Here is a 12437-nt window from a genome sequence, read left to right as displayed (position 1 = left end):
GTTCATTATTTTGTGCGCTGCGTTCGTCTTGACGAACACCGCACCATGTGTTCAGTATAGAAGTCATGCGTTCGATGAAGCGAACACTCGATTCGCGGGTACTCCGGAACATCGCGCTGGTGTGCCTCGCCGACGGACTGGTCGGCATGTCGTACGGCGCCATCGCGGTGGGGTCGGGCCTGGACGCATGGTTGCCCGTCGCACTGTCGGTGCTGGTCCTCGCCGGTTCTGCGGAGTTCCTGTTCATCGGCATCGTCGCGGCAGGCGGCAGCCCGATCGCGGCGACGATCGCCGGGCTTCTGGTGAACGCGCGGCATGTGCCGTTCGGTCTGGCGGTCGGGGACGTGCTGGGGCGCGGGCTGCGACGCGTCCTCGGCGCTCATCTGATGAACGACGAGTCGGTGGTGTTCGCACTCGGCGAGACGGACCCCGGCCGCAGGCGCGCCGCGTACTGGGCCTGCGGTGTGGGGATCGCGGTGTGCTGGCCGCTCGGGGCCCTGCTCGGCGCGGTGGCGGGCACGGCGATCGGCGACCCCGCCGTGCTGGGACTGGACGCCATGTTCCCGGCGGTGCTGCTGGCGCTGGTGCTGCCGGCGTTGCGCGAGCGGACTGTGCGGGTGCCGGCGCTGGCCGGCGGGGTCGTCGCCCTGGCCACTACTCCCTTCCTGCCCGCGGGGCTTCCGGTGCTGGCGGCACTGGTCGGATTGCTCGCGGGTGTGCGGCGGAAGATGCTGCGGTGACCGGGAACCTCGTGCTGATCGGGTCGGTCGGGATTCTCGCGGCAGGCACCTTCGCATTCCGATTCGCGGGCCCGGCGCTGCGGCCGCGGATCGCCACCCGGCCCTGGGTGGAGCGAACCATGGCGACGGCCGCCGTCGTTCTGCTCACCGCGCTGGTCGGCACGACGACGCTCACCGAAGGTCACGACCTCGCCGGAGTGGCACGTCCCACCGGCGTCGCCGTCGCGGGCATACTCGCCTGGCGGAAGGCGCCTTTCGTCGTCGTCGTCCTGTCCGCGGCCGCCACCGCTGCCGGATTGCGGCTCCTCGGCGTGCCGTGAGCATGCATGATCGAGGGGTGTTATTTCATCTCTGCGCCACGTGCGGCGTCGAACAGGACCCGAACACCCCGCTCCCCGACGAGTGCGCGATCTGCGCGGACGAACGGCAGTACATTCCGCTGGGCGGTCAGGAGTGGACCACCGTGGAGAAGCTGGCCGGTGCGGGGTACCGCGCGGTCGAGCACGAGGTCGAGCCGGGGCTGCACGGCCTGTACGTCGACCCGAAGACCGCGATCGGCCAGCAGTCCCTCGTGATCCGCACCCCCGCCGGGTCACTGCTGTGGGATCCGATCGGGTTCGTCGACGAGGCCGCCGTCGCCGCCGTCGGCGCGCACGGCCCGATCGTCGCCGTCGCGGGCAGCCACCCGCACATGTTCGGCGTCCAGACGCAGTGGTCCAAGGCGCTCGGCGACGTGCCCATCCTGGTGGCCGACGCGGACCGCGGATGGCTGGCGCGGTCCGACGGCCCGATCGTGTTCTGGTCCGGCACTCACGAGGTGACGCCGGGTCTGACCCTGCACCAGATCGGTGGGCACTTCCCGGGCAGCGCCGTCGCGCATTGGCGGGACGGCGCCGACGGCCGGGGTGTCCTCCTCACCGGGGACGGCGTGTTCCCCAACCCGGACCGCCGCACGGTGTCGTTCCTCCGGTCGTACCCCAACCGGCTGCCGCTGTCCGCGGCGGTGGTGCGGCGCATCGCGGACCAGTTGTCGCACCTCGAATTCGACCGCATCATCGGCAATTTCGACAACGTGATCGACAGCGACGGCCGGGAGGCGCTCGAATACTCGGCCACCCGTCACTGCGCGTGGGTGACCGGGGAGTTCGATCACCTCACGTGACCGCTGACCATGACGTCCGAGGTAATGGTCGCGGCGATCCGCCCGACCTAGGCTGGCCGCATGACCACCCTCGACGATCGGCGAACGTCGCATGTCGGTACCCATCTGCGGGCGTGGCGGGAACGCCGCCGGCTCAGTCAGCTGGAACTGGCGAACCGGGCGGACATCTCGGCGCGGCACGTCAGCTTCCTGGAGACCGGACGGTCGAATCCCACCCGGGCGATGCTGCTGCGCCTCAGCGAGCATCTCGACATTCCCCTGCGTGAACGCAACGCACTGCTCCTCGCGGGCGGTTTCGCGCCCGCCTACCCGGAGCACCGGCTGTCGGAGGTGCCGATGGCGTCGATCGCCGACGCCATCGGGAAGATCCTCACCGCGCATTCCCCGTACCCGGCGGTGGTCGTCGACCGGCACTGGAACATGGTGGACGCCAACGACGCGGTCGCAGTGCTGACCGAGGGGTGCGCCGCGGAATTGCTCGAGCCGCCCGTGAACGTCCTGCGGTTGAGCCTGCACCCGGACGGCATGGCACCGCGCATCCTGGACCTGGCGCAGTGGCGGGGGCATCTCCTGCACCGGCTGCGGCACCAAATCGCGGTCACCGGTGACGACGGACTGCGTGACCTGCTGGGCGAGCTGGAGGGCTACCCCGGTGGCACCGTCGGCAGCGCCGAACTGCCGGGGTCGCTCGTCGTGCCGTTACGGATCCGGCACCACGACACGGCGCTGGCGTTCCTCAGCACGACCACGATGTTCGGCACTCCCCTCGACGTGACGGTCGCGGAGCTGGCCATCGAATCGTTCTTTCCCGCCGACGCGGTGACAGCGGCTACCCTCCGCAGTAGCGTGAGCAGCGACTGAGGAGGTAGGTCTGATGGACTTGACAGCAATTGGTGTCGGTTTCGGCTACGTGGTCGTAGTCCTCACCATTCTTGTCGTCGTGGTCGGGGTGTCGGCACTGTTCGTGTTCTCGATCAAATCGGATTTCATTCCGCCGGAATCCCCGGGGACTCCCACGGGGCGGAAGCGGATCGGCAGGGCGGAATAGCCGCGTACGCACCGGAAGGCGGGCAGTTCCTCACGGAGGGGCTGCCCGCCTTCACATATGGACGGGCCGCCGGTTTCTGGATCGATTCCGCTGTGCAGGCCGGGCGAAGCAACGCTTACTGAGACGCTCGGGGACAAGGCGACTACCGTGACAGGAGTCGTCTATTTTTCGAGGAGCACGGAATGAGTATCAAGTCGGTAGAGTCACGCCGCCATCGCGTCGTGGTCATTGGATCCGGCTTCGGTGGGTTGTTCGGCACACAGGCGCTGAAGAATGCCGATGTCGACATCACCATGATCGCGCGCACCACTCACCATCTGTTCCAGCCGTTGCTGTATCAGGTGGCGACCGGCATTCTCTCCGTCGGCGACATCGCTCCCGCCACCCGGTTGGTGCTGCGGAAGCAGAAGAACACCAAGGTTCTGCTCGGCGATGTCGACGAGATCGATCTCGAGGCGAAGACGATCACCTCCCGGTTCCTGGACCGGACCACGGTCACCCCGTACGACAGCCTGATCGTCGCGGCGGGCGCAGGCCAGTCCTACTTCGGCAACGATCATTTCTCCGAGTTCGCGCCGGGCATGAAGACCATCGACGATGCCCTCGAACTGCGCGGCCGCATCCTGGGCGCGTTCGAGCAGGCCGAATTGTCGAGTGATCCCGCCGAACGCGCCCGGCTCCTGACGTTCGTCGTCGTCGGCGCCGGTCCGACCGGTGTCGAGCTCGCCGGCCAGATCGCGGAACTGTCGCGGCGCACCCTGTCGGGGGCGTTCCGCAACATCGATCCCCGTGAGGCCCGGGTGATCCTGCTGGACGGCGCGGACGACGTGCTGCCCGTCTACGGCGGCAAGCTGAGCCGCAAGGCCCGCCAGCAGCTGGAGAAGCTCGGCATCGAGATCCAGCTGGGGGCGATGGTCGTCGACGTCGACGTGGACGGCCTCGTCGTCAAGGACAAGGACGGCACGCAGCGCCGGATCGAGTCGCAGTGCAAGGTGTGGTCGGCCGGTGTGCAGGCGAGCCCGCTGGGCAAGCAGATCGCGGAGCAGTCGGACGCCGAGATCGACCGGGCCGGTCGCGTCCTGGTCAACCCGGACCTGTCGGTGCCCGGCCACCCCGAGGTGTTCGTGATCGGCGACATGATGGCGCTCGACAAGTTGCCGGGTCTGGCGCAGGTCGCGATGCAGGGCGGCAAGTACGCGGCCAAGCAGATCAAGGCCGGCCTGAGCGGTCAGAAGCCGGAGGACCGGCCGCCGTTCAAGTATTTCGACAAGGGCAGCATGGCCACCATCTCGCGATTCAGTGCGGTGGCGAAGGTCGGGAAGCTCGAGATCAGCGGTTTCATCGGCTGGGTGGCCTGGCTGGCGATCCACCTGATGTACCTGGTCGGGTTCCGCAGCCGGCTGTCCACTCTGCTGTCGTGGACGGTGACGTTCCTCGGCCGCGGGCGCGCGCAGATGGCATCCACCGAGCAGTGGGTGTTCGCCCGCAATGCGATGGAGCAGCTGGAGCGGCACGAGCGGGAGAAAGAGGCCGCCGAGAAGTCGTCCGGCGGCGCGCAGCGCAAAGCCGCGGGGTGACACCGCTTCACACCTGACGTGAACAGAGCGGAGGGGACGGACCTGTCGGGTCCGTCCCCTCCACCGTGCGCGGGGTGTCTCAGTTGCCGAGACGTCCGGTGTCGGTGATGTTCGCGAGTCGGACCTGCCCCTTGGAGACGAGTCGATCCTGTTCGTCGGTGATCCGAACCTCCCACAGCTGCTGAGTGCGTCCGCGGTGAACGGGACTGGCTTCGGCGGTCAGCGTGCCCTCCCGCGTCGCGCGGAGGAAGTCGGTGTTGTTGTTGACGCCGACGACGTGTCCGCGGCCGCCGAGCCACACCGTGCCCGCAGCGCTGGCCACCGATTCGATGACGGAGCAGTAGACGCCGCCGTGCTGGATTCCGGCCGGCTGCTGCAGGTCGGGGGTGACGGTCCACTGCGCGCGCACGCGGTCGCGTGAGAGTTCGGTGTATTCGAGTCCGATGAGGGCGTCGAAGCCCTTGCCCAATTGATCGGCCAGTGCGGCGGTGTCGATCCGCCCGTCACCGTTCGATGCCTGCTGTTCCCCGGAATCCACCATCACACTCTCCATCGGATCGCTGTGCGCTCTCGCGGCGCACCCGATCTCCTGCCTACACGACGGGGCGGGCGGTGGGAAAAGCAGGTGGGGCAAACGGATCGGCGGGCCCCACACTGTGTCAGAGTGAGGCCCGCCGTGGGATGGACCTGGGAGTCTCTGCAGCCCTCAGGACTCCGGCGCGGTCCGGTAGTTCGGTTCTCGGCGTCGGTGTTTCTGCTCGACGTCTGGAACGAGTATAGGCAAGGCTTCCCTAATTTAGCAAGCGCTTCCTCGCCTGCCCGAGTCGGCCACAGTTCGGGCGCGTGATCCGGCTCTTCGAGCGGACCGGCACCCCGGCCGCCACGAACGCGTCCAGGATCCCCTGCCCGCGGCGCTGCGCGGCAGCCTCGCCGCCACCGGCGAGAATTGGCACGTACGTCGCGGCCCCGAGCACGGCCTCCCCCACGAGCCCCCAGAATCGGGACGCGTCGATCGGCGTCAACCGGGCGATCGCGTCGAACACCGCATGCAGCGACGTGAGACTGCGGTGCACCGTCCACAGCAGCAGCGCCCGCTCGCAGGGCACGGTGACCGTCCGCGGTGCGCCGGCATACGGGTCGTCCGGCAGCACGCGCAGGGTGTCGTCGGCGACACCCGCCCAGTCGATTCCCTCGTCGCTGTCCATGTGGATCCACAGGTTCTCGAGCCCCGGATCCCACGCGCGCCCCTGCAGGACGACGAGCGCGGTGACACGCCCGACCACTGCGTGAATGAGCGCGGTGGCCACCTGCATCGCGGCGACGTCCGGGTCGGGAACATCCTCGAGCGACCGGGCCCACATCCGGGACACCCGGTCGCCGTCGAGGTCGTCCGCCAGCGACCACCACCGGCGTTTACCCTCGTCTGCCATTGTCGCGACCGCGTACATGCGCGGATATTCGGCGTTCAGCGCGCGAAGTCGTGAACAGGACACGTCCAGTGCGGTCGCGGGGGCGGACAGGGTCGAAGTCACCGTGCACTCCAATCGGTCGGGATGGAACACCACCAAACATAGGTGAGCCTAACCAAATATCAAGACTTGACATCATGTGATGTGAGGCACCCCCGCCGACCGCAACGCCCGGGACGTCCCGCCGGATGTGGCATCAGGGATAGGGTTCCGTAACCTAAGTAGTTGAATTCGGTGCAGATCCGGTGCACAGGCACACACGTCAGGAGCTTCCCCCGCCAGTGACGACGACGAGACAGTTCGGCAGCGACATCCCGCACCTGCCGACCGACGAGCCCTACGGGAAGCGCGACGTCCCGCGCGGTCCCGCCCCGCTGTACCTCCGGGCACTCGCGGGACTGCTCGACATCGGGACAGTGGCCATCCCCCTCGTCCTCGGGTGGTACATCGTCGACTCCCTCCGCGACGACAACGGCGGCGGGCAGGCGGACCGGGTCGTCTTCGGCGGCGCCGCCGTCGCCATCGCCCTCGGGCTCGCCCTGTGGAACCGCGGATTTCGCGAAGGCAACACCGGGCAGAGTTCGGGCAAGGGCTGGGTCGGCCTCGTCACCCGCGACACCCACACCCACGACGCGATCGGCCCGAAACGGTCTCTGCAGCGGGTGTTCCGGCGCTCCGGAACCGAGGTCGTCCAGGAAAGCACCGCGTCCGACGAAGGCTTCACCGTCCGCGAGAAGGACGTGTCCATCGCGGCGATCCGGCGTCGTCGGCTCATCGGGCTGGGTGTCCTCGTGATCCTGCTCGGGCTGGTCCTGCTTGCCAGCGTCGCGGTCGGGGCGCGGCCACTGTCGTTCGCGGAGATCTTCCACGCACTGTTCGATGCGGACGGTTCGCAGACCGACATCATCGTCCGCACACTCCGCGGCCCGCGGACCGCGCTGGGACTCGTCGTCGGGATGGCGCTCGGCGTCGCGGGCGCCCTCATCCAGGGACACACCCGCAACCCGCTCGCCGACGCGGGACTCCTCGGCCTCAACGCGGGCGCCGCGTTCCTCGTCGTGCTGTCGATGTACCTGTTCGGGTTCAGCGCACCCAGCGAATACCTGTGGTTCGCGTTCGCCGGGTCGTTCGCCGCCAGCGTGGTCGTGTTCGGGCTGTCGTCGATCGGCAACGGGGCGGCGAGCCCGCTGAGCCTGGCCCTGGCCGGCGCCGCCGTCGCGTTCTTCCTGCAGGCGATGACCAACGCGATCATCATCGTCGACCAGTCCAGCCTCGACTCCTACCGATTCTGGGTGGTCGGGTCGGTGGCCGGCCGCGGCTTCGACGTGCTCTGGCAGGTGCTGCCGTTCCTCATCATCGGTCTGATCCTCGCCCTCGTCAGCACACCCGGGCTGAACGTGCTCAGCCTCGGCGAGGACGTGGCACGGTCGCTGGGCACCAACATCGCGGCCAGCCGCGCACTCGGCATCGTCGCCATCACCCTCCTCACCGGTGCGGCCACCGCGGCGTGCGGCCCGATTGCATTCATCGGTCTCGTGGTCCCCCACGTCGCGCGGGCGATCACCGGCCCCGACTACCGGTGGCTGGTCCCCTACGCCGGCCTCCTCGGCGGCGTCATGCTCGTGACCGCCGACGTCATCGGACGCGTCGTGGTCCGGCCGGGTGAGTTGCAGGTGGGAATCGTGCTCGCCGTGTTCGGCGCACCGTTCTTCATCGCGTTGGTTCGGCGCAGAAAGTTGGCAAGCCTGTGAGCACTCGCGACGAAGTGCGCCCCGACCTCGAGGCCGCCCCGGCGTCCCGCGTCCCGGCGCGCCCCGCGTTCCGGCTCGGACCGATCTCCCTGGTCCTGCGGCCCCTCGGTATCGCCGTCAACGTGGCCCTGCTGGTGGCGCTGTTCCTGGTGCTGTGCCTCAACATCGGCCGCGGCGACTACCCTCTGTCGATCCCCGAGGTCACCAGGGTGCTGTTCGGCGGCGGCACGAAGGCCCAGAACTTCATCGTCATGGATCTGCGCCTGCCGCGGTCGCTGACCGGTGTGTTCATCGGCATGGCCCTCGGCCTGGCCGGCGCCATCACCCAGTCGATCGCCCGCAACGCCCTCGCCAGCCCGGACATCCTCGGCATCACGTCCGGTGCCAGCGCCGCCGCGGTCGCGCTGATCGTCCTCGGCGGCGGCGGCAGCTTCGTCGGCCTCCTCGCCACCCTGGGGATCCCGCTGGCCGCCCTGTTCGGCGGACTTCTCACCGCGCTGGTCATCTACGTGCTCGCGTGGCACGGCGGAGTGGAGGGCTACCGGCTGATCCTGATCGGCATCGGCATCAACGCCATGCTGATCGCGGTCACCGGCTGGCTGCTGATCTCCGCGGACATCAACGACGCGTCGCGGGCCCAGGTGTGGCTCAACGGCTCCCTCAACGGCGCCGCCTGGAGTCAGGTGTGGCCCGTCACGATCGCCGTCGTCGTCGTCGGCGGCTACGCCGTGATCTCGTCGTTCACGATGGGCGCCCTCCGCCTCGGCGACGACAACGCGGTGTCGCTGGGTGTGCGCCTGCAGTGGTCGCAGGCCCGGCTCCTGCTCATGGCCGTCGCCCTCGCCGGCATCGCGACCGCGGCGGCGGGTCCGGTCGGCTTCGTCGCGCTCGCCGCGCCGCAGGTGGCGCTGCGGCTGGTGCGGTCCGCGGGCCCGCCGCTCATCGCGTCGGCGCTGACCGGCGCCGTGCTCGTGGTGGGCAGCGACGTCGTCGCCCGCACGATCCTGCCCGTCGAGCTGCCCGTGGGTATCGTCACCTCGGCGCTCGGCGGCCCATTCCTGCTGTATCTGCTGGTTCGCAACAATCGGAAGGTCTCGGCATGACCGTGCAGACTGACTCTCGACTGATCGCCGACAACCTGAGCCTCGGGTACGGCGACCGGGTCATCGTCGACAATCTCGACCTCGAGGTGAGGACCGGGGTGATCACCACCGTGATCGGGCCGAACGGTTGCGGCAAGTCCACCCTGCTGCGTGCGCTGGGGCGGCTGCTGAAGCCGCGCAACGGTTCGGTTCTGCTCGACGGCAAGGCCATCGGATCGATGCGCACCAAGGACGTCGCCCGCACGCTGGGCATGCTCCCCCAGGCGCCGCTGGCCCCTGAGGGGCTGACGGTGGCCGACCTGGTGGCCCGCGGCAGACACCCCCACCAGTCGTGGCTGCGGCAGTGGTCGTCCGACGACGAGGGCGAGGTCGCGGAGGCGCTCGCGCTGACCGGGGTGTCCGACCTCGCGGACCGCCCCGTCGACCAGCTGTCGGGCGGTCAGCGTCAGCGGGCCTGGATCTCGATGGCCCTCGCGCAGGGAACCGACATCCTCCTGCTCGACGAACCCACCACCTACCTGGACCTGGCGCACTCGATCGAGGTGCTCGACCTGGTGGACCGGATGCACGAGGAGTTGGGCCGCACCGTGGTGATGGTGCTCCACGACCTGAACCTCGCGATCCGCTACAGCGATCAGCTGATCGTGATGCGGGACGGCACCATCGTCGCGGCCGGCGCGCCGAAGGACATCATCTCCGCCGAACTCCTGCTCGAGGTGTTCGGTCTCGAGGCCGCGGTCATCGCCGACCCGGTGTCCGATCGCCCGCTGGTGGTGCCGATCGGCACCCGCCACGTGTACGGGGCGGTGGGCGGACCGGAGCCGAAGTAGCGGCCGTCAGCGCCGGCCGCCGATCATCGTCCGCACCAGCCGGTAGCTCTGCCCCAGCGACACCGTCGGCAAATACGCCCTGCCGACGGCGTTGCCGATGCTCGGCAGGGCGGCCGGATCGGCGAACGTCATGTGCATGGCCACGTACCGGGGCTGGAACTTCGACTTGAACGCCAGCAGCGAACGGAACCCGTACACCGGTTCCAGGGTCCGGCCGAGCAGATCCAGCACGCTGTCCATCACCGCCGACAGGCTCGACGACTCCGACCGTTCCCGCTCGTCGGCGTCGCTGTCCGGTTGCTCGACCTTGGCGAGCGGGGCGCCGGACAGGCTCAGGAACTGCGCACCCTCCTCCTCCAGTTTCAGCGCCGCGGACGCGATGAGGAACTCCATCGCCGGCCGGAACCCTTCCGAGCGCCGCCGCATGAAGTCGAGCGTCCAGCCGACCACCCGCCCATCCTGGTACACGGGCAACCAGGACGTGACGCCGTGGACGGTGCGGTCCTCGTCGACGGCGATCAGGCAGCGCACCTCCGGGTCGTCGACCTCGTCGAGTCCGCCGAGCGTGAACCCCATTTCGGGCATCCCTTTGTCGGCCACCCACTCCTCGGAGATCGCCGTGATCTGGTCGGTGATCGACCGCGGGGCGCTGGGGAAGCTGACCCATTCCGCGGTGATCCCCGACTTCTTGGCCTTGTTCAGGGCGGTCCGGACGTCCTGGAACCGCTTGCCGGTGAACGCGATCTGCCCCAGATCCAGCACCGTCTCCTCCGCGACCTGGATACCGCTCCAGCCGAGGGCGTCCGTGACGGCGCGGACCTCGCCGGTCACCGAGTAGAAGCACGGGATCCACCCGTTGGCGGCGGCGAATTCGGCGAAGTGTTCGACGTTGTCCCGCAGCCGGTCGGGCGGGCCGACCGGGTCACCGGTGGTGAGGGCGACCCCGGCGAGGACCCGGTACGCGACGTAGCTCGTGCCGTCGGCGGAGAACCAGTAGTGGTTGCCGCGCCACGTCGTCATCCAGGACAGCGGGCTTCCGCTCCCCGACTTCAACAGGGTGCGTGCGCGTTCGGCGGCCGCCGAGTCCGATCCGATGGCGGGACTGAGGAACGTCGCGGCGACCAGCGCGCACGCCGCCACCCAGAACACCACCCCGGTCCACTCGTACAGCAGGGTCGCGGGAATGCTCTCCGGCAGCAGCCGGGGGTCGAGCCATTGCAGGTACACGGGCGGGATCAGCCGCTCCGGGAAGTCGGCGAGCAGCGTCGTGAACCCCGGCCGGGGATCGAAACCGTGCCGCGCCCACAATCCGCCCAACACGTAGAGAACGGCGAGACCGGCCAGCAGCGACACCAGGACGATCGCCAGCCGGCGGTAGGTTCCGGCCGGGGCGGCGACGTCGAAGAACCGGCGGGTGGCGAGCAGCACGATCAGGATCGCCAGCGGTGTCAGGAACGGCACCAGCGTCCGGTACAGGTTCGGGTCGGCGAGACCGTAGAACAGGGAGTCCTCGTCGAGGGAGTCGACGAACCGGACCGCGAAGTTCAGCAGCGACAGCATCAGCAGGATCACCTGGGCGATCACGGACGCGACCCACGCGAAGCGACGGCCCCGTCGGAGGCCGTCGCAGAGGGTGAGGAGGAACAGGGACGGCATCAGACTCAGCAGGGTCGGTCCGACCCCGGACAGGCGCAGTTCGAGCAGCCCGCGCCGGCATTCGGGGTCCGACGCCGACACCTCGCACAGGTCGCGCACTTCGCCGGCGGTGTAGGGGATGCCGCGGAACAGGTCGCGGAGCACGGCGAGGGGACCGACCGCCTCCGCGGACAGTGCCGCGATCATGGGGCCGATCGCGCTGGCCGCCACGATGATCGCGACGAGTACCCGGCCCTCACGCTGGGTGCCCGCGATCCGTTCGCCGCGGGCGGAGCGGCCGACGATCCAGCGGCCGATCACCAGGCCGACGACGGCCGCGGCGAGCCGGACCACGTCCTGCAGCGAACCACTGAACAGTGCCAGGGTGATGGTGAACACGAGGACGCCGACGCGGATCCGCCGACGCCACAGCGTGCCCATGTTCGAACTGGCCACCATCGCGGCACCGACGATCCACGTGCTCGGACCGACGGCCATGCCCACGTGCAGCCGGAAACCCCAGTTTGCGTCGACGACCTTCGCGACGGCGGCCACCGACAGTGCGAGCAGTCCGCCGAGCACCTGGGTGGCGACCGCCGCCAGCGCGAACCGCGCCGACCCCATGCGACGTTCCAGCGGTGCGGCCGCCACGAGGACGAGGACGGTCGTCGACAGGTACGCCAGGACGTCGTCGCCCCACAGCCCGGCGGTGAACAGGGTCCACACCCAGCCGTTCTGGAATGCCCGGATCCCGATCGCGACGTGCTGGGACAGGTCGTGGGAGGGACCGCTGATCACACTGGACGTGGCGATCGCGAGGATCCAGATCACGACCAGCAGCGCGATGCTGACGGGTGCACCCCGCACCCCGACCCAGACCCGTTCCGCTGCCCGCCCGGTCTGACCCTTGACCCTGGCCGCCGCATCGTGTCCGGTCGCCGCGCTGTCGTCGGTCTTCATCCGCCAGGTCCCCACTCTCCGCGATGTCGAGAACGAACGCTTGCCCGGCGGGTCGGCCGCTGCCAACTCGACCGTAATCCACCCGTTCGGAGTATGGCCAATACCACACGCCGTGACGCAGTTTTACTACTACCAGTAGTACGTATCTGCGTCGTCGTATCC

The 12437-nt window shown here is 69.0% G+C and carries 12 protein-coding genes; 9 read left to right on the top strand and 3 right to left on the bottom strand.

Annotation, left to right across the window (positions count from 1 at the left end):
* Positions 1 to 65 precede the first annotated feature (65 nt).
* The 6 genes from FND50_RS18500 (at position 66) to FND50_RS18475 (ending at position 4527) form a co-directional block, all read left to right on the top strand.
* Complete coding sequence (locus tag FND50_RS18500; protein WP_144286632.1) at positions 66 to 740, top strand: AzlC family ABC transporter permease; 675 nt, start codon at positions 66 to 68, stop codon at positions 738 to 740.
* Complete coding sequence (locus FND50_RS18495; RefSeq protein WP_144286631.1) at positions 737 to 1060, top strand: AzlD domain-containing protein; 324 nt, start codon at positions 737 to 739, stop codon at positions 1058 to 1060. The genes FND50_RS18500 and FND50_RS18495 overlap by 4 nt, the downstream gene beginning before the upstream one ends.
* 17 nt (positions 1061 to 1077) lie before the next feature.
* On the top strand, positions 1078 to 1902 hold the full coding sequence (locus FND50_RS18490; RefSeq protein ID WP_144286630.1) for an MBL fold metallo-hydrolase: 825 nt from the start codon (positions 1078 to 1080) through the stop codon (positions 1900 to 1902).
* Between the two features lie 60 nt (positions 1903 to 1962).
* Entirely contained in the window at positions 1963 to 2763 is an 801-nt protein-coding gene (locus FND50_RS18485) for a helix-turn-helix domain-containing protein (RefSeq protein WP_144286629.1), read from the top strand.
* A 13-nt stretch (positions 2764 to 2776) separates the two neighbouring features.
* Positions 2777 to 2950: a hypothetical protein gene (locus tag FND50_RS18480; RefSeq protein WP_009480519.1), complete on the top strand. Its 174-nt coding sequence runs from the start codon at positions 2777 to 2779 to the stop codon at positions 2948 to 2950.
* A 182-nt stretch (positions 2951 to 3132) separates the two neighbouring features.
* Positions 3133 to 4527: an NAD(P)/FAD-dependent oxidoreductase gene (locus tag FND50_RS18475; RefSeq protein WP_144286628.1), complete on the top strand. Its 1395-nt coding sequence runs from the start codon at positions 3133 to 3135 to the stop codon at positions 4525 to 4527.
* Positions 4528 to 4606: 79 nt separating this feature from the next.
* Here the strand turns inward: FND50_RS18475 and FND50_RS18470 are convergent, their stop codons facing one another.
* Both FND50_RS18470 and FND50_RS18465 read right to left on the bottom strand, forming a co-directional pair.
* Entirely contained in the window at positions 4607 to 5068 is a 462-nt protein-coding gene (locus FND50_RS18470; RefSeq protein ID WP_144286627.1) for a PaaI family thioesterase, read from the bottom strand.
* A gap of 250 nt (positions 5069 to 5318) precedes the next feature.
* Positions 5319 to 6092, bottom strand: a complete 774-nt coding sequence (locus tag FND50_RS18465; protein ID WP_144286626.1) for a hypothetical protein — start codon at positions 6090 to 6092, stop codon at positions 5319 to 5321.
* Between the two features lie 185 nt (positions 6093 to 6277).
* Here FND50_RS18465 and FND50_RS18460 point away from each other — a divergent pair, with 185 nt between their 5' ends.
* The 3 genes from FND50_RS18460 to FND50_RS18450 are packed head-to-tail and all read left to right on the top strand — an operon-like array spanning position 6278 to position 9680.
* Positions 6278 to 7747: an iron ABC transporter permease gene (locus FND50_RS18460; protein WP_144286625.1), complete on the top strand. Its 1470-nt coding sequence runs from the start codon at positions 6278 to 6280 to the stop codon at positions 7745 to 7747.
* Positions 7744 to 8850 (top strand): iron chelate uptake ABC transporter family permease subunit, encoded by a 1107-nt coding sequence (locus FND50_RS18455; RefSeq protein WP_144286624.1) that lies wholly within the window; start codon positions 7744 to 7746, stop codon positions 8848 to 8850. The genes FND50_RS18460 and FND50_RS18455 overlap by 4 nt, the downstream gene beginning before the upstream one ends.
* Entirely contained in the window at positions 8847 to 9680 is an 834-nt protein-coding gene (locus FND50_RS18450; protein WP_007300695.1) for an ABC transporter ATP-binding protein, read from the top strand. Before FND50_RS18455 ends, FND50_RS18450 begins: the two co-directional genes overlap by 4 nt.
* Positions 9681 to 9686: 6 nt before the next feature.
* Here the strand turns inward: FND50_RS18450 and FND50_RS18445 are convergent, their stop codons facing one another.
* Positions 9687 to 12275: a phosphatidylglycerol lysyltransferase domain-containing protein gene (locus tag FND50_RS18445; protein WP_144286623.1), complete on the bottom strand. Its 2589-nt coding sequence runs from the start codon at positions 12273 to 12275 to the stop codon at positions 9687 to 9689.
* Positions 12276 to 12437: the final 162 nt, after the last annotated feature.

Source organism: Rhodococcus sp. WB9 (assembly GCF_007558985.1).
Classification (GTDB): domain Bacteria; phylum Actinomycetota; class Actinomycetes; order Mycobacteriales; family Mycobacteriaceae; genus Rhodococcus_F; species Rhodococcus_F opacus.
Note: the sequence above shows the minus strand (reverse complement) of the source record. Positions and strands in the feature narration are given on the sequence as shown.

Bases quoted from the DNA above. Each gene is read 5' to 3' on its own strand.
- FND50_RS18500 (WP_144286632.1), top strand. From the start codon at position 66: ATGCGTTCGATGAAGCGAACACTCGATTCGCGGGTACTCCGGAACATC.
- FND50_RS18445 (WP_144286623.1), bottom strand. From the start codon at position 12,275: ATGAAGACCGACGACAGCGCGGCGACCGGACACGATGCGGCGGCCAGG.
- FND50_RS18485 (WP_144286629.1), top strand. From the start codon at position 1,963: ATGACCACCCTCGACGATCGGCGAACGTCGCATGTCGGTACCCATCTG.
- FND50_RS18470 (WP_144286627.1), bottom strand. From the start codon at position 5,068: ATGGTGGATTCCGGGGAACAGCAGGCATCGAACGGTGACGGGCGGATC.
- FND50_RS18450 (WP_007300695.1), top strand. From the start codon at position 8,847: ATGACCGTGCAGACTGACTCTCGACTGATCGCCGACAACCTGAGCCTC.
- FND50_RS18480 (WP_009480519.1), top strand. From the start codon at position 2,777: ATGGACTTGACAGCAATTGGTGTCGGTTTCGGCTACGTGGTCGTAGTC.
- FND50_RS18475 (WP_144286628.1), top strand. From the start codon at position 3,133: ATGAGTATCAAGTCGGTAGAGTCACGCCGCCATCGCGTCGTGGTCATT.